This window comes from Aeropyrum camini SY1 = JCM 12091, from assembly GCF_000591035.1.
In the GTDB taxonomy this organism is placed as follows: Archaea; Thermoproteota; Thermoprotei_A; order Sulfolobales; family Acidilobaceae; genus Aeropyrum; species Aeropyrum camini.
On record NC_022521.1, the window covers coordinates 816,406 to 833,358 of the forward strand.

Annotated in this window: 15 protein-coding genes and 1 tRNA gene; 9 read left to right on the top strand and 7 right to left on the bottom strand. The window is 55.3% G+C overall.

Annotation, left to right across the window (positions count from 1 at the left end; genetic code table 11):
* Nucleotides 1-135: 135 nt before the first annotated feature.
* Together ACAM_RS04325 and ACAM_RS04330 are read right to left on the bottom strand one after the other, a co-directional pair.
* Complete coding sequence (locus tag ACAM_RS04325) at nucleotides 136-843, bottom strand: Rossmann-fold NAD(P)-binding domain-containing protein (protein WP_022541598.1); 708 nt, start codon at nucleotides 841-843, stop codon at nucleotides 136-138.
* 88 nt (nucleotides 844-931) lie between these two features.
* A complete protein-coding gene (locus ACAM_RS04330) occupies nucleotides 932-1,444 on the bottom strand; it encodes a PadR family transcriptional regulator (protein ID WP_022541599.1) in 513 nt (170 codons plus the stop codon).
* Between the two features lie 194 nt (nucleotides 1,445-1,638).
* Here ACAM_RS04330 and ACAM_RS04335 point away from each other — a divergent pair, with 194 nt between their 5' ends.
* Nucleotides 1,639-2,418, top strand: coding sequence for an SDR family oxidoreductase (locus ACAM_RS04335; RefSeq protein WP_082398370.1), 780 nt, complete (start codon nucleotides 1,639-1,641; stop codon nucleotides 2,416-2,418).
* Nucleotides 2,419-2,424: 6 nt separating this feature from the next.
* Here ACAM_RS04335 and ACAM_RS04340 read toward each other — a convergent pair whose 3' ends face one another.
* Entirely contained in the window at nucleotides 2,425-2,901 is a 477-nt protein-coding gene (locus ACAM_RS04340; protein ID WP_022541602.1) for a hypothetical protein, read from the bottom strand.
* A 223-nt stretch (nucleotides 2,902-3,124) separates the two neighbouring features.
* Between ACAM_RS04340 and ACAM_RS04345 the strand changes: the two genes are divergently transcribed.
* Nucleotides 3,125-3,805 carry a hypothetical protein gene (locus ACAM_RS04345; RefSeq protein ID WP_022541603.1) on the top strand — a complete coding sequence of 227 codons (681 nt, stop codon included), beginning with the start codon at nucleotides 3,125-3,127 and terminating at the stop codon, nucleotides 3,803-3,805.
* 107 nt (nucleotides 3,806-3,912) lie between these two features.
* Here ACAM_RS04345 and ACAM_RS04350 read toward each other — a convergent pair whose 3' ends face one another.
* The 3 genes from ACAM_RS04350 to ribH form a co-directional block, all read right to left on the bottom strand.
* On the bottom strand, nucleotides 3,913-4,641 hold the full coding sequence (locus tag ACAM_RS04350; RefSeq protein WP_022541604.1) for a hypothetical protein: 729 nt from the start codon (nucleotides 4,639-4,641) through the stop codon (nucleotides 3,913-3,915).
* Nucleotides 4,642-4,681: 40 nt separating this feature from the next.
* Nucleotides 4,682-5,401 (bottom strand): GTP cyclohydrolase IIa, encoded by a 720-nt coding sequence (locus tag ACAM_RS04355; protein WP_062662736.1) that lies wholly within the window; start codon nucleotides 5,399-5,401, stop codon nucleotides 4,682-4,684.
* Nucleotides 5,402-5,486: 85 nt separating this feature from the next.
* A complete protein-coding gene (gene ribH / locus ACAM_RS04360; protein WP_022541606.1) occupies nucleotides 5,487-5,930 on the bottom strand; it encodes a 6,7-dimethyl-8-ribityllumazine synthase in 444 nt (147 codons plus the stop codon).
* Nucleotides 5,931-6,219: 289 nt separating this feature from the next.
* On the opposite strand from ribH, the gene ACAM_RS04365 reads away from it, so the two are divergent.
* Entirely contained in the window at nucleotides 6,220-8,421 is a 2,202-nt protein-coding gene (locus ACAM_RS04365; RefSeq protein WP_062662738.1) for a CDC48 family AAA ATPase, read from the top strand.
* Nucleotides 8,422-8,576: 155 nt separating this feature from the next.
* On the opposite strand, the gene ACAM_RS04370 is transcribed toward ACAM_RS04365, so the two are convergent.
* Nucleotides 8,577-8,665: transfer RNA gene (locus tag ACAM_RS04370), tRNA-Ser, on the bottom strand.
* 280 nt (nucleotides 8,666-8,945) lie between these two features.
* Here ACAM_RS04370 and ACAM_RS04375 point away from each other — a divergent pair.
* The 6 genes from ACAM_RS04375 (at nucleotide 8,946) to ACAM_RS04400 (ending at nucleotide 16,908) form a co-directional block, all read left to right on the top strand.
* Nucleotides 8,946-9,476 carry a hypothetical protein gene (locus tag ACAM_RS04375; RefSeq protein ID WP_022541608.1) on the top strand — a complete coding sequence of 177 codons (531 nt, stop codon included), beginning with the start codon at nucleotides 8,946-8,948 and terminating at the stop codon, nucleotides 9,474-9,476.
* On the top strand, nucleotides 9,463-10,929 hold the full coding sequence (locus ACAM_RS04380) for a DUF4010 domain-containing protein (RefSeq protein WP_022541609.1): 1,467 nt from the start codon (nucleotides 9,463-9,465) through the stop codon (nucleotides 10,927-10,929). Before ACAM_RS04375 ends, ACAM_RS04380 begins: the two co-directional genes overlap by 14 nt.
* Nucleotides 10,901-11,176, top strand: a complete 276-nt coding sequence (locus tag ACAM_RS04385; protein WP_022541610.1) for a hypothetical protein — start codon at nucleotides 10,901-10,903, stop codon at nucleotides 11,174-11,176. The genes ACAM_RS04380 and ACAM_RS04385 overlap by 29 nt, the downstream gene beginning before the upstream one ends.
* 206 nt (nucleotides 11,177-11,382) lie before the next feature.
* Nucleotides 11,383-15,024: a reverse gyrase gene (rgy, locus tag ACAM_RS04390; RefSeq protein ID WP_148706421.1), complete on the top strand. Its 3,642-nt coding sequence runs from the start codon at nucleotides 11,383-11,385 to the stop codon at nucleotides 15,022-15,024.
* Between the two features lie 41 nt (nucleotides 15,025-15,065).
* A complete protein-coding gene (locus ACAM_RS04395) occupies nucleotides 15,066-16,004 on the top strand; it encodes an ABC transporter ATP-binding protein (RefSeq protein ID WP_022541612.1) in 939 nt (312 codons plus the stop codon).
* Nucleotides 15,985-16,908: a hypothetical protein gene (locus ACAM_RS04400; protein ID WP_022541613.1), complete on the top strand. Its 924-nt coding sequence runs from the start codon at nucleotides 15,985-15,987 to the stop codon at nucleotides 16,906-16,908. The genes ACAM_RS04395 and ACAM_RS04400 overlap by 20 nt, the downstream gene beginning before the upstream one ends.
* The last annotated feature ends 45 nt before the right edge of the window (nucleotides 16,909-16,953 follow it).

Sequence of the window (16,953 nt, forward strand, 5' to 3'; positions counted from 1 at the left end):
CCCCCAATATTATTTACAAGGCGCTGGATACATTTCAAAATATGAATGATAGAGGGAGAACATTATTAATAGTGAGGATGCCTCCACGGCCTGAACAAAGTGCGCGGTAGGCACGTTCTAGCCTTGAAAACCCGTTCACCCTGCAACCGCCTCCCTCTGCTCTTCTGTCAGCAGCCTGAAGCCGTATGCCGCCAGGAGGGCGGGCATTATCCCACCCACAGCGTACCACAGGCCTAAGGTAACCATACCCAGGCTCTTCGCGACGGAGTACAGCGGGAGTGTGAATCCGTGCATTATGAACGCTAGGCCTATAAGCATGGCCGCCCGGCTCCCTGTAGGCAGTGCCAGCTCTCTGGTGAAGTATGCTCCCGCCAGAAGTGCTAGGGGGACTAGCTGGCCTAGCACCCTGCCTATGCTGCTGACAAGTAGCCTATGGCTGGGCGGCTCAATACCGCTCAACAGGTTGACAGCCAGGGTGTACACGGTCCCAGACACGAATACTATTCCCGGGAGGCCTAGCCTTATCCACCTACTCTCAACACCTATAGTCTCAATTAACACTGACGCCATGGCCGCGCTCCAGAAAACTATTGCAATACCCCTAACCGCGTCGAGGGCATAGTGTGTTGATGATCCGTAGAAAGCCGGGCTCCTCAACACCATAACGTTAATCACAGATTCTAGAACAGCCTGTATGAACACCGCGAACAGGCCCGCGGATAGGGCTAGCGCGGCCGTCGAGCCAGAGTTCCTATAAGCGGTGTATGCGTAAAACGATGCAGCCAGGGTGGCTGCTGCAGTAGCAAGTGGGAACCCGGCCGCCTCCACATACTCTATGGCCAAGGCTTGGACACCCGCCCTTAGCGGGTTCTATGCTGTTAGGTATAAAAGGTGGTTTAGTGTTGAAGACACCCCCATTCATGGCCTCTAGTTAGCCAGAGGTCCTCCTGCTCTCTACCTCCAGTAGGGGCTCTTGGATGCCGCACGACTCTTCCAGCGCCTTCTCAAACTTCGCCACAGCCCTCCTAGCCTCTCCACAGACACTATTAGCCTCCTCTGCAAAACCATGCTCCCTGAGTATCTTGCAGCCCTCCATAAGATAGTAGATTAGATAGTCCACCTTTCTAGTCTTCTCTATCATTATACTTGCCAGCCTTCTCCAACCTTGTTCGGTGAGGGCATAGACTATCCTTCTCCCCCCCTTAACGCCCTCCTTATCCATCCTTTCCACGCGTATGAGACCCTCCCTCTTTAGCTGGTCCAGCAGCGGGTACAGTGTGCCCGGTGCTGGCCTCCAGGCTCCGTAGGTTATCTCCTCTATCCTATTCATAATCTCGTAGCCGTGATAGGGCCTTTCAGCGAGGACCCTGAGGACGAGCTGCCTCAGACTCTCTCTTATAATGTTGCTCCTAGAGCTCCCGCTGCTCTCACTAGCTCCAACCAAATTTTCAAACCCGTAAATATAATTTAGTATACAATCGCCCGGGGTTATAAAGTCGAGGGCTTTGAAGGCGGCGGCTCAAAGACTGGTGTCCATCCTCAACGGCTACCCGCCTTCGGCAATACCAGCCATCATCACAGCCGCCTCCTAAGAATATTTCCACTTTACACCTGAAAGGGTTTTAGTGGGCAGGATCGTTGGCGCGGTGTGGAGGGCTTGTTCTAGGTGGGAGCCGGGGTCTTGGTTTCCATGCAGCCCGGGCTCTCGCAAGCCTCGGCTGCAACCTGGTGATTGTCGCTAGGGGGAGGGAAGCGCTTGAGGCTAGCGCCAGGGTCTTGGAAGACAGCTTCGGGGTTGTTGTAGAGCCGCTGGTGGGAGATCTGAGGGTCAAGGGACATGTTGAGGCCGCTGTCAAACACGCAGTGGAGGTACTAGGGGGTGTGAACGCTGCCGTCACGGCATACGGCAACATATCGCGGGAACCCCTGACTCTACGGGAAGCAGAGTGGGAGGACTGGATAGAGGCGGCGGCACTCTACCTGGCCTCCACATCCAGCCTATTCAAAGCGTTAGCGTCTTACAACCCTGTTAAGTCTACTGTAATCCTACTTTCAAGCTTCACAGTAGCCGAGCCTATGGACCCCCTGATAGTATCGGACTCTGTTAGAGCAGGTCTCTCGAGGCTCGTGAAATCTGCGGCAAGACTCTATCCTGAAAAGATAAGGCCTATACTCCTCTTGCTCGGCAGCTTCAGGACGCCTGGAGCGCTGAAGACTGTGGGGAGGATAGCTGAGGTGAGGGGGGAGGAGCTGGAGAGCGTCTGGAGAAGGGAGGTTGAAATGCTTAGCCCTCTAGCCAGATCTGGGAGGCTGGAGGAGTTCGAGGAGGTTATAAGGCTACTGGTGAAGAGCCCCGAGTATATGCATGGGGCTATAGTCGTGTTTGACGGAGCCTCGGGAAGGGTTGCGTGGCCCTAGCAAGGCCTAGCTCTTGTACAGCTCGATAGGCGGGCACTCGATGCCTTTTGACAGTCTCAGGGCATATACATCGTTTATATGCATTTCCACCACGTTATGCTTGAGCCCCCTCTGGTAGTGCTCGAGAAGCCTCCTGTAACCCTCGTAGCTCACAGTGGTGAAGAAGGCCTCCTTAACGGCATTATCAATTATCTCTTCTAGCGTTGAAAGGGCGTACGCCTCCGCGGGGCTGCGCACCTTTATAACCAGGTCTATGTCGAAGCTGCCGTTAACGCTCGTATCACACTCTCCCCCGGAGAGGTCAGAGAGGGCTATGTAGTCTATAGTGTGGAAGTATTTTGCGAGGATACGCGCTATTTTCGCCGCCAGACTCACCTTTATCCGGCCCCACTCCTCGCCGCTCCCCATTCTGATGCTACGGAATATTTTCGATGCTTCATCGAAAACCTCATACCAAATCTGCTTCTCCACAGAAGTCGGCAAACCACCTCACCTATCCCACTGTAATCCCACTATGGAGAAGGGATATACATAAGAAGCACACCCCGCCTTAATATATAGTATTCAAAACTTGAAAACTCTAACATGGATTCTCCCCTGGCCTCCAGCCCCGGTTAGAGTGGTTTAAGATCTTTCACCTCAGACGGCTTTAATTCTACTAATGTATGGGATGAAGCAAGTGGACCGGACCAGACCGGGTGGGGGGATGAAGAGCAGGGCCTCTAGTAGACCGCTCTACCAAAACCCCAATCATGAAACCCTAACTATAGGCCGTCCGACTATTGTGGTAGAGCTTCTGGAGGAAGCACCCTCTAGATGGCTTCTGGAGGAGCTCTGGGAATCATACCTCTTCGCGGGCGAGAGGGGGTTTAGGCTTGTTGTAGCAGGAGCCTCAAACCCGGTTCTATACGCGGCTGTTCGGGCCATGGGTGTGCCTGTTTCTATGGAGCGTGGGTTTAGGTTTAACAAGCCAGGTTGTATTCTCCTCGACCTATGGTCTCGTAGGAATCTGGAGCCCGAAGAGGCGGCCCACGCTACCTATATGATAGTGGGCGGCATAATGGGGGATCATCCCCCCAGAGGGAGGACCTACCTCCTCTCATCCCAGGTGTACACGGCCTGTGCGAGGAGGAACCTCGGGCCTGAGCAGCTGAGCATTGATGGAGCCGTTAAGACGGCCATACTTGTGGCTGAAGGCTACAGTCTGGGGGAGATTGAGTTTGCGAGAGGCCTTGAAATCGAGCTGGAAAGCCCGATAAAGGGTGTTACAGCTAGTGTAAGTCTCCCCTATGCCTATCCCAAGATTGGGGGGAGGGTGCTGGTGTCTCAGAGGCTCCTACACCTACTGTCGAGGGGGATAGTGTATGAGGAGGAATACCTAGCCTAGGAGGAACTCGGGTGAAGAGGTCTGCAGATGCTGGGCGAGGCTAGTTTTATAGTGATGCCTTCAAGCTGGCTAAGACTCTGATAGCTTTGGCTGGGAGGCTCCCGGTGCTAGGGGGGTAGATAGAGTATCCACGCGCCCTTATCCTCGTCGAAGACCGCTATACCCGCCCTGACCATCTCTCTAAAGAGCTTTGCAGCCCTCTCGCCGAGCTTCTCCTCAACTATCTTTTCCGCCGCTATGCTGTCCGAAACGTCGAGTTCTTCCAGGACGGTTCTAAACCTCTCCCAATAGTCCTTGTCAACAGCAACGTACCTACCCTCTATGTTGAGAACGACGGCTCCCCTCTTCTCGAGGGAGGCAAAGAACCTCTGGGGCGACCTTATCCAGCCGGCTTCATCCTGAAACAGTATCCCCTCCTTCCTGAGCCTATCAATAGCGTCCCCGCCTCTGTACTCGCCCCTCTCGTACCGCCTCTGTTCCCTCCCTGCCAGCCTCCCCTCCTTATACTCTGGGAGGGCGCGCTCAAACTCTTCGCGCTTCACAGACTCCATAGCCTCGATCATCTCGATTATCCTTGACAGCTTGAGGTTGATCTCGTCAATTTTGCCTGTGTAAGGGTTTAGAAGATCCATTATACGCCTCTCTAGGCTGGCCATAAGGCTTCTAAGTACTTCGGGAGAGACTCCTGTGGCCGGCTCCTCACCGCCCTCCACGTGCCTGGAGAGAAGCCATCTAACGTATTCTGCTACGCTGGTGAAGCCGTTTCTCCGTGCTTGGTCGCGGAGCCTCTCGTACTCCTCCCTCGTGAGCCTAACCTTTATGTAGTACTCCTCCACCGTTAGCCCCACTGGTTAATAGATGCTCTCCCAGAGGTTTTTATTGCGTTTTGACCACGATAGGGCCAGGGTTTACCTTTGCCCTAATCTCGTGCAGAGCCTCTGCTGCCAGAGCTAGGCTGGCTCGGGCTGTCGGTGCTATGCCTATACCTGCTTTCAAGTCGTTCCTCACAAGGAGTTTTTCCACGGTTCTCTCTACTGAGCCTGTGAGCGGTATGACGGCGAGTATGTTATCGCCTCCTAGATACTGTGTTACAGCCCCGATCTCCTCGGCTACCTTAGAGATCTTCGCCATGAGATCCATAACCTCATAGTAAGTCCTCACCGGGCCCTCGGCCCTTGTTATGGCTGTCACATTGTTGAGGTCTATATGGGCGATTGAGGCGTATTCCTCGGCCTCACATGGTTCATAGATGAGTCTATCCCCCTTATCGTGGAGAGCTGACCAAGCTTTCTCCACTGCGTCCAGCGGCCTGACACTGCAGTAGCTTGCCATTCTAACTCTCACCTTAGATAGGCTGGCTACTGTATCTAGAACCCTAGCGTGCTCTCCCACGCTCATGTTCGAGGAGATTAGGAGCATTATATCGTATCGGATCGGGAGGACGAAGCCCCCGTATTTAGCGGCCTCTTTCTGGGCTGCAGCATATATGTCGCTCTGGAGGGTCTGTATTATCCACTCCCGGTCACTGCCCAACTCCTCAGTCCACTCTCTATATCCAACCTGCTCGACGACCGCAACCCTAACAGCTCTCGCCAAAACCCCCCTACACCCCTCCGGCCTGACCATACTGTGGCTGCCCCATCCTCAGAAGGTGTCATGCATCAGCAGGTTGTGCCGCTGTTTAGCATTCGCCCATCAGTTCCTTAGACCTTCTGGCGAGCTTTACGGCGGACTCGACGGCTCTTCTAGCGTATTCCTCCGCTCTCTCAAGAGCCTCTAGCCGACTAGCACCAGGGCCTATAATTCCCAGGGTTACCGGTTTGCCGTGCTCTATACTTAGATCTAGAATCTTCCTAGCGGCCTGGTGCGCTACCACCTCGTCATGTTTTGTGTCGCCCTTAATAACGGCGCCGAGCACCGCAACTGCATCTATATCCTCACGGGAGGTTAGGAGCCTCGAAACAATAAAGGGGGTGTCAAACGTTCCCGGCGCTCTGGCTACAACAGCCACCTCAGCCCCTAGGAACCGTGCGTGGTCTACCGCCTTCTCCTCCATAATACGGGTTACGTCATAGTTAAACTCCGAGACCACGATAGCGATCCGCAGCTTATCCCCGCAAGACACTGCTTTGAACCCAAGAACCCGTTGGCACACTAAACCGGAAATAGCTTAGCGTCTATACGTGGTATATCGGGGCCGGTGAGGATGCGTAGCAGGACCGAAGCCCTAGGCTCTATCCTAGAGGGCTTGTGCGGCCGCCGCGCGGGGCTGAGGCCCCTTAAACTCCGGCCCTTTAAGACTCGGCAGCATCCCTCAGACTAACCTTGATGTCACTGGTCGATCACGTTATCCAGGCCGGCCTAGTCTAGACCTGACCGATATAACCTCCAGGTCTTTTAGGTTTAGATAGTGGATGTTTGGAGGTGAGGATGAATTGGTCAAATCTAGTGTTGAGCTGAGGGTGAGCGAGGCTTACCCTCGGGATGTTGGGAGGAAGATTGTCCGTATAGACCGTCAAACAGCGGCGAGGCTTGGGGTCGAGGTAGGCGATTTCGTTAAGGTTTCGAAGGGTGACAGAAGCGTAGTAGCGGTGGTATGGCCCCTCAGGCCCGACGACGAGGGCAGGGGCATTATAAGGATGGACGGCTACCTAAGGGCTGCTCTAGGTGTTACCGTCGGGGATACTGTTACCGTAGAGAAGGCTGAAAAGGTGGAGCCGGCCTCGAAGGTGGTTCTAGCGCCCACGGAGCCTATCAGGTTTGGCAGGGACTTCGTGGAGTACGTTAAGGAGTTTCTACTTAGGAAGCCGATTAGCAGGGGAGAGACTATCATAGTACCGGTTCTCGAGGGGCTCCCGCTGGTAGTGGTTTCAACACAGCCCGCTCACTTCGTGTATGTTACCGAGGCTACTGAGGTTGAGATTAGGGAGAAGCCCGTTAGGGAGGAGATCGAGCGGCTAAGGGGCGTTCCAAAGGTCACCTGGGAGGATATAGGTGACCTTGAAGAGGCTAAGGAAAGGATAAGGGAGATAGTCGAGCTGCCTATGAAGCACCCCGAGATATTCAAGCACCTGGGCATCGAGCCTCCGAAGGGTATTCTCCTTTATGGGCCTCCGGGTACTGGTAAGACTCTGCTCGCCAAGGCTTTGGCTAACGAGATCGGAGCGTACTTCATCTCTATTAACGGCCCGGAGATTATGAGCAAGTATTATGGGGAGAGCGAGCAGAGGCTTAGGGAGATCTTCAAGGAGGCTGAGGAGAACGCGCCCAGCATTATATTCATAGACGAGATAGACGCCATCGCCCCCAAGAGGGAGGAGGTTACTGGGGAGGTGGAGAAGAGGGTTGTGGCCCAGCTCCTCACCCTCATGGACGGCCTGAAGGAGAGGGGCAGGGTTATAGTAATAGGCGCCACCAACAGGCCCGACGCCATAGACCCTGCGCTGAGGAGGCCCGGAAGGTTCGACAGGGAGATAGAGATCAGGCCTCCAGACAAGAGGGCCAGGGCCGAGATACTGAAGGTGCACACTAGAAACATGCCCCTGGCGGAGGATGTGGACTTGGATAAGCTGGCGGAGATGACGCACGGCTACACTGGCGCGGACCTCGCAGCCCTTGCTAAGGAGGCTGCCATGGCTGCGTTGAGGAGGTTCATACGGGAGGGTAAGATTAACTTCGAGGCTAAGGAGATACCGGCTAGTGTCCTCAAGGAGCTGAAGGTTACTATGAAAGACTTTATAGAAGCTATGAAGATGATACGGCCGACGCTCATAAGAGAGATCTACGTAGAGGTTCCCGAGGTTAGGTGGAGCGATATAGGTGGCCTTGAGGACGCTAAGCAGGCTCTAAGAGAAGCTGTGGAGTGGCCCTTGAAACACCCCGAGATATTTGAGAAGATGGGTATTAGGCCTCCTAGGGGTGTGTTGTTGTTTGGCCCTCCGGGTACTGGTAAGACTTTGCTTGCTAAGGCTGTTGCCACTGAGAGCGGGGCGAACTTCATAGCCGTCAGGGGGCCGGAGATACTGAGCAAGTGGGTGGGAGAGAGCGAGAGAGCCATCAGGAAGATATTCGAGAGGGCGAGGCAGGCAGCCCCCGCCGTAGTATTCTTCGACGAGATAGACGCCATAGCCCCCGCTAGGGGGGCTAGATTTGATACGAGCGGGGTCACCGACAGGATAGTTAACCAGATGCTGGCGGAGATGGACGGGATACAGCCGCTGACCAACGTTGTCGTCATAGGCGCCACCAACAGGCCCGACATCATAGACCCTGCGCTGCTGAGGCCCGGAAGGTTCGACAGACTAATATACGTGCCTCCCCCGGACAAGGAGGCCCGTAAGGAGATATTTAGGATACATACCAAGAAGGTTCCACTTGCGGACGACGTTGACCTAGACAGACTCGCAGAAATGACCGAAGGCTACACGGGGGCCGACATAGAGGCTGTGGTTAGAGAGGCGGTTATGGCAAAGCTCAGGGAGAAGCTCGAAGTAGGCAAGGTGGAGATGAGGCACTTCCTAGAGGCGCTAAAGAAAGTGCCGCCGAGCCTAACCAAGGAGGATATACTGAGGTACGAGAGGCTCGCCAAAGAGCTAAAGAAACTCACCCTAGGGTGACTCACCCAACATATCCATGTAGCCATCCCCACTATGGGTTCTAGCCACCCCTCTACCCTACTTGGAGCCCACGCGTCTTTCCCAAAATACACACCACCCCCCTAGGGCTCTCGCTGCGTCAGGGCGGAAGGAAGGGGGAACGAGGGCTGTTCTGATGGCGCCGGGGGCGGGATTCGAACCCGCGCGCCCCTCGCGGGGCAACGGGTCTCAAGCCCGCCGCCTTGGGCCGCTCGGCCACCCCGGCGCTCTCCAACCTTAATCATATTTCCCCGAAGGTTAATAGGGTGGCGTGTAATCCTCTATATCTCTCCTAGGTTTATACAGTATGTTGGGCCCGGTGAGTGGAGCTCGCACTCTGAGCATTAGTTATGAGGAGGGCCTGTGTTGCCGAGGGCCCTTGCCCGGTGTCCCGCTAACCTATCTATAGTGCTTTGGGGGATGATGTTAACGAGGTAGTCTGAAAGGTTGGGAGTGTTGAGGTTATCCCCGGCTGACCGCAAACAGGGCTCTCGGGTGTAACGGGATTGGGAGGCTATTCTAGCATAGCCTACAGGGTTTCCAGGGCGAGGGGCATAGAGGGGTGCTCCTGGTATGTAGTCGGCTCAATTTATGTAAGGCCGGATAGCGTTTTTTCGAGGCTCGTAAAGGCTCTGGATGATGAGGGAGCTTTGCTGCATTATGTCGACGAGGTTGAGAGGAGGGTTGTGTTTAAAATAGGGTTTAAGGGCCTAACTAGGCTTGCACGGCTGATAGCTATGTCATCCAGGGCGGTCTCACTAGAGCTGAAGGCCTCCTGCAGGGCGGAGAGCTGGAAGGACGCCTTAGCCGATATCATGGATAGTTACAGGATTTTCAGGAAGGATAGAGAATCCGGTGTTCTGGTGGTTTACGGCATTGCCATGGGGAGAATAGTCGAGGCCGAGGTTAAGGGGAGCCGTGTCCATCTAAAGATAGGGAGGCCATATAGAGGCTCCCTGGGCTCTGTGCCGCCACAGGGCCTATTCAGGCTGTCTCTGGAGGAGGTTTTTGAGCTGATGGGGTATGGTGGAAACTAGCATCGGCTACGAGGATTTTATACTCAGGATTGGAACCGGCCTGCTAGTAGGAGCTCTAATAGGTATCGAGAGGGAGAGAGCCCAGCTTGTTGGGAGGAGCGAGAAGTCGGGCAGTATTCCCGGCTTCAGAAGCATGGGCTTTATAGGACTCTACGGCAGCGCTACCGGCTACATAACCTCATATACAGCCTCCCAGTATGGTGTGCTGTTTGCAGCCTTCGAGGCAGGCCTGGGCACTGTAACTGTGACCCTCCTCACACTCCTCTTCGCCTATACAAGGATGATCAGGCTCAGAGCGCTAGGATTCACGACTTACATAGTCATACTCATAACCTTCTTGGCCGGCCTAATGAGTGGTTTTGGCCTCATACTGGAGGGGGTGGCTGTCGGCGTTATTGGAGGCCTGCTCCTCGCTTCGAAGTACCCGGTAGTCAGGATAACCAGGTCCGTCAGCTACTCTGAGCTAATAGCTTTAATGGAGGTTGCCGCTCTCGTTCTCGTGCTGGGTCCTGCAGCCTATTATGCGAGCGATTACATACCCTTCATCAACGTGTTCCAGGTCTACGTATTCTTCACGGCTATAGTGGCAGTTAGCTTCGGTAGCTACATAGCCTCGAGAATATGGGGGGTTAGGGGGTTTGTGACCAGCATAATTCTTGGTAGCATAGTAAACAGTGAGGCTGTAGTTGCTAGCATAGCCTCGAGACGCGACATAGAGGCGGAGGTTATCTTCCAGGCCGTCATAACAGCCTTAAGCGTGATGCAGCTTAGAATAGCTGCTCTTGGCCTTTTAGCACTCCTACTGGGGGGGAGCATACCCCGGGGGGAGATAGTTCTCAACCTGCAGGAGGCCGCCGTGCCCGCGGTTATCCTGCTAGCCCTTATGACTATAGCCACGCTAATAGCCTGGGCTTCAACCATAGCTCTGGAGAAGGTCGAGAACAAGGGGGTAACCCCAAGCACGCCTCTCCAGTGGAGTGTGGCTGTGAGAGGTGCGGTGGCGTTCTTCCTCCTAACTATGCTATTTGACGCTGCTTCCAGGCTACTGTCGGGCTACACAGGTAGCATAGCACTGCTTGTGCTATCCATAGTAGGAGGCTTCATAAGCGCTAACGCTACTCTACTATCCCTCGCAGGACTGTTGACGAGGTTAGGGGTGGACACTTTCACGCTGGGGATACTGGGGATAACGCTTGGAGCAACGTTCAACAAGATATTATACACTCGGGCTGTAGGAGCGCCTCCAGAGACCGTGAGAGAGATAGCGAAGGCGACTGGCTTGATGAGCCTGCTACCAGCATTCTTCCTGGCTATATACACGCTACTACCCCTCGTCTTAACCCCCGGTGCTATACTGGAGAGGGTAGCATCTGATACTCTCAAAAATCCTACATCCCGCAAACTATGGTGGAGGTGTTCGGGAGGTGCCTCAGAGAGGGGTTATAAGGGTTAGGGATGGAGTCAGGCCCGAGGACCTGGCTATAACCCTGATAGTGGAGTGTCAGGAAAGGGGGAGAGTCAGGCTTAGGGCTGTGGGGGATGAGGTCTGCACGCTCTTCGAGACCCTGAGGATAGCTCAGGAGAAAATGGGGAGGGCTCTCACGATTAAGGTTTTAGACTTAAGGCCAAACTTCTCCGGGCCAGCCCGTGAGACAGAAATTCTCGTTGAGGTGTCTCTAGAGGATAGCCACCGCTCCTAGAAGAGGTGGTAGTGGAAGGGCCCTAGACAAGCTCCTAATATTCACTCCTCACTCATCTAGGCTAGGTTAACTCCATTCTTCTCGGCTCGGTATTACATACCCTTCTACCACTCAATCCCAGCGCCCCTTTAGTCTCATCGGTGTCTAGGCCGGGGGTTAGGCTAGCTGTAGCTGTGGCACCCCCGCAAGAGGGTGGGGTAGTCGGTATGCCGGGCGGAGTGAACGCTGTTTACATGGGCTTATGCTACAATTGCGGCGGTATTATTGAAGAGGACAGGTTGGAGAGGGGGTTGCCGTGCTCAAAGTGCTTGCCCCGGCCTCCACGTAGAATCACTCCCTCCAACGTCTATAGAGCCCTAAAGAGGGCCGGTAGCCTGGGGGCTTACTCGTGGGAGTACTTGAGCCTCAGGGAGGTTAGGGAGTTTGAGTCATATTTTGCGGCTAAGAGCGGGAGCCGACTCTGGTCGGCGCAGCGGAGCTGGGCTAAGAGGCTTGTTAAAGGGGACAGTTTCGCTATAATCGCCCCTACTGGGGTAGGTAAAAGCACTCTCCTAACAGTCTATGCAGCCTATATTGCAGCCGTGAAAGGTGGGCGGGTGCTATACCTTGTCCCGACGGAAAACCTTGTACGGCAGGTTCACGCTAGGCTCGAGGAGATAGAGCCAGGGCTAGCCACTGCATACTACTCTAGAATGCCGGCTAAGGCCAAACAGGCTAGCATAGACGAGATTAGCAGGGGTGAGGCCAGACTCTTAGTTGCAACTACCGGCTTCCTATCCCGCAGGTTCGACCTTCTCTACCCAAAATACAGGTTCAATCTAGCAATAGTTGATGATGTGGATAGCCTCCTCAGGAACAGTAGGAACGTCGAGCGTGTACTCCTCCTAACTGGCTTTACGGAGGAGGCTGTGGAGGCTGCCTACAGTCTCGTCAAGGCCAGAGTGAAGCTTTACCGGGCCCTGAGTAGCGGAGCAGGAGACTCCATAGTGTCGAAGCTGGAGCAGGAGATTGCCAGTCTCGAGGCCCGGCTGAGGCTGAGCCTCTCAGAAACCTCTCCCGGCCAGCTGGTTATAGCGAGTGCAACGGGAAGGCCCAGAGGGTTGAAGCACCTTATCTTCAAGGAGCTCCTAGGCTTCGAGGTAGGGGGAGGGAGCGATTACCTCAGGAACATTGTTGACGCCTATGTTATCGACGCAGACATTGTGGGTAGAGCCGTGGATATAGCATCGGATCTCGGTGACGGCGTCATTGTATTCGTAAGCCAGAGGCTAGGGAAAGACGCAGCCAAGCTGATAGCCGAGAGGCTACGTGAGAGGGGTGTTTCAGTGGCTCTCGCTCTGACAGGGGCGAGGCGGCCTGTAGAGGCTTTTGCTAGAGGCGAGGCCCAGGTCCTGGTTGGCATGGCCAGTAGGTACGGGGTTATAGTCAGGGGCCTCGACATTCCAGAGAGGTCGAGGTACGCTGTCTTCCTCGGCGCGCCCTCGACAAAAACACCGCTACTGGAGGCCCTATACTCGCCGAGGAGGATGCTAGTTTTCCTGTCCCTAGCACAAGATAGTGGTGTTGAATGGGCGGGGGAGGCTTTCAGGAGGCTCTCACGGCTGCTTGAGAGAGTAGTAGACACGAGCATAGTCTCCCTGGCAGCCAGGGGGAAGCTAGAGGCACATGGTCCTGCTGGAGAGGCCGCCGAGATAATCAGGGAGGCGGCACCCAGACTTGCGGAATGGCTGGCCGAAGAAGCTCGACTCCGGGGTGGGCTACTCCGGGTGGGAGGGCTTGTTGTGGATCCCAGTGGGCCTTATCTCGTGATACCTGACGCCCCCACCTACATCCAGGCCTCTGGAAGGGTCAGCAGGCTATACAAGGGAGTTATGACTAGGGGGCTGAGCATAGTCGTTGAGGAGTCGCCGGAGTATGTTGAGGCCTTGGGTGAAAGGCTCAAATGGACCACTAGCTCCCGACTCCAGCCTCTAGACCAGGTTGACATGGAGAAGCTTGAGAGGGAGATAGAGGAGTCGAGGAGGGGGCGTGGGAGGAAGGTTAGGGTGAAGACTACGCTTCTGGTTGTTGAGTCCCCCACCAAGGCGAGAACAATAGCGTGGTTCTGGGGTAGGCCGGGTAAAAGGAGGATGGGCCGTAGCGTAATATATGAGGCTAGTGTAAGCGACCCGGAGAGCGGAGTAGTCTATATCCTGCAGGTAACAAGCACTAGGGGACACTTAACAGACCTCACCACCGACCCTGTGGGCAGCAAGTACGGGGTGGACGAGAATGGAGGGGGCTATAGGGCCTACTACTCCACTATAAAGCGTTGCCTAGACTGTGGAGCCCAGCACACATCATCGTCGACAGTATGCCCGCGCTGCGGCAGCCCAAGGCAGGTGGATTCTAAGGGGGTTCTAGAGATACTTAGGAAGCTTGCAAGCGAGGTTGACGAGGTTGTAATAGCGACCGACCCTGATAGGGAGGGTGAGAAGATTGCTTGGGACGTATATCTCACGGTAAGGCCGTACAACTCCAACGTCAGGAGAGGTAGGTTCCACGAGGTCACGCCGAAAGCAGTTCTAGAGGCACTCAGGAGCGGCGAAACCGTTGATAAGAGTCTGATAGAGGCCCAGAAGGTTAGGAGAATAGTGGACCGGTGGATAGGCTTCCACCTATCCACCCATCTCAAGCTAAAGTTCTCTAAACCGTGGCTAGGCGCAGGCAGAGTCCAGACACCGGTTCTCGGGTGGATAGTAGAGAGGTATAGCGAGTGGCGGGAGACGAGGGGTTACCTGGTAGTTTTCAAGCTCTCCCCCAATGGTAAGACCAAATATTTCACCAGGGATCGGGGGGAGGTTGAGATGCTAAGGAAGACCGAGTGGCTCAAGGTGGTTGACGTCGCTAGGAAAGTAGAGGAGAGGAGCCCACAGCCCCCATATACTACCGATGAGTACCTGTATGATGCGAGCAGGAGGCTCGGTCTAAGCGCAGGGCTAGCTATGAGGATAGCCCAGGACCTGTTCGAGTCTGGGCTCATAACATACCACAGGACAGACTCGACGCGTGTTAGCCCTACAGGGGTTAGGCTGGCTCTCGAGTATCTAGAATCAAAGGGGCTCGGGTCGGAGGCCCAGCCCCGTGGCTGGGGGGAGGGGGGCGCCCATGAGGCAATAAGGCCCACGAGGCCTCTGGACGCTCAGGACCTCGAAAGGGCGGTGCTATCAGGGTCGATAAGGATGCCAACCCGGCTCACCCGCCTCCACCTTAGGGTGTACGATATGATATTTAGGAGGTTTATAGCGAGCCAGATGAAGCCGGCGAGGCTTGAGATCGTTGAGGCTACGCTACAGGCGGGGGAGACAGTGTTTAGCCATGCTGGAGTATCCAGGGCGAGAGGCGGCTATTCCATTGTGAACCCGCCCCTAGTAGAGGAGTGGCTGGCTAGCATAGCGAGGGGGGAGTTGCTGAGGGTCGAGGAGGTGTCAGTAGTTAGGTCTAGCCTGAAGAGGCTCTACAGGGCTGGCGACATAGTTAGGATGATGAGGGAAAGCGGTATAGGGAGGCCTAGCACCTACGCTAAGGCTATAGAACAGAACAGGAGACACGGATATGTAATAGAGAGCAAGAGGATGAGATACCTGATACCGACTAAAACTGGCGTGACAGTATACGGCTACCTTGCTAACGGCTTCAAGAATCTAGTCTCTGTTGAGACGACTAGAACGCTTGAGGAGGCTTTGGAGAGGGTGGAGAAGGGTGTTGAAAAGCCGGAGGCCGTCCTCGCCACCGTGTGGAGGATTGTCGATGAAGCTGTTAGCCTTCACACCCCGGTCGAGACGGTGTTGGGCCAGAGTGAGGCTTAATAGTACAGCCGGGACACACGGAATCCCTGGTGCCCCTCCACTTGGGCTTCGAAGTATCCGCAGCCTCTCTTTCTAAAAGGTTCGGCAGGCGCCATGCCTATAGGGATGTAGAGTTCTCGTTCGCCTCAGGCGTCCTAGGCGTCCTAGGCCCTAACGGGGCCGGGAAGACGACTCTACTCAAAACTATCCTGGGCCTGGTGAAACCGACCGACGGTAAGATTCTGGTAGAGGGGGTTGACCCGCGGAGTCCAGAGTTTGAGAGGCTAATGCCCAAGATAGGGTACGTCCCTGAGCTCCCGGAAGCCCCGCTCTGGACTACACCGTGTATGCTCCTGGAGACCCTGGCTAGGCTTGAAGGTTATAGCGGTGTCGACGCCAGGGTGAGAGCGGGAGAGGCTCTGGAGCTTGTGGGCCTTGGAGCCGAGTGCGGCACTCCCATAGGTAGGCTGAGCAAGGGAGCCAGGAAGAGGGTGCTAGTGGCCCAGGCCTTCCTAGGGGAGAGGGAGCTACTGGTTCTCGACGAGCCCTACACCGGTCTAGACCCAGAATGGGTGTTTAGAGTTAGGGAGCTTGTGCGGGCGGCTGCTAGGGAGGGTGCGACGGTGATAGTGTCAAGCCATATACTCAGGGAGCTTGAGGACCTCGCAACTCACATCCTCGTCCTCCGAACGGCCCCGCTTTTCTACGGGACTGTCGAGGAGTTTAGAGCATGGCTCTCAGGTCCTCCACGGGTCATACTCTCGGCTGGTGAGCCTAGGAGGGCCGTGGAAGTTCTAAAGAGGGAGGGCTTTAACGCCTACACTATCGACCGGGGGGGCGAGGTTCTGGTTGCGGTGGAGGGGGTCGAAGATTCGTCTAGAATACTGAGCCTCCTCCTCTCCGAGAAAATTGAAATTAGGGAGTACAGGGTGGAGAGAGCGAGCCTGGAGGAGGCTTATCTGAAGCTCGTGGGTGCAGGCGATGGCGTGGGAGGAGGCTAAGGCCATCATATACTATGAGGTCCTGAGGCTAGTGAAACGCCGGGCTGTGATCTTCATGGCCGCCATGGCCGTCCTACCAGTGCTGGGAGCGCTGGTGGCAAAACTCGTTGCTTCCAGAGACATAGGCGGGGAGAGGCTTTGGGCGGTTCTCATGGGCTTCGACATAGGCACAGGCGCCTTAACAGGTCTCCTAGCGTCAGTGGGTGTTGCAGGCTGGGCGTGGCTCCTGGGTGTTGTCATAGGGGGCGACCTATTCGCCTCCGACATTAGGGACGGCTCTTTCCAGCTATTTATGCTAAGACCGTCTAGGAGGATCTACCCGTTAGCGAAGTTGGCGGCCGCCGGCCTCTTCTCTACGGTCTTCTACACTGTTGCCTCTTTGACAGTCCTGATATCCTCGGTTATACTGGGCGGCTGGCAAAGGGACTGGTGGCTCGCCCCCTTGACAGGGGTCATACTGGGAATAGGCCTCTATCCGGTCATACTAACCTCCAGTATACTGGGTATTATCACAAGAAGCTCTATAGCCGGCATGATACTGGGCGCTGCAGTCTATCTCGTCACAGGTATGGCCGTGAGCTTTGGCCTATCCATAATCCTCCTGATAGAAGGGTTCACCAATATCGAGGCGTGGATCGACTTCCTGGAGAAGGAGATAATCGTGTCAGGCACCATACCCTACCTAGCAGGCACCAACCTCCCGTCAATAGTGTACTACGCTATCACCCTCGGCAACAGCTTCACCCCCATACCACTACCCGCCGTCGGCGCAAGCGGCCAAGTAACAGTGACTCTGGAGCTAAAACCCCTCGAGGTCCTCCCCCTATATCTCGCCTCGCTAGCAGTGGGCACTTTAGCCTTGGCAGCGGCTAACCTGGCTATGATCAGGCGCATCGAGGTATGACCCCTAAGACTCATGGAACGGGGGGACCGCGCTGTTTCCGGCTGT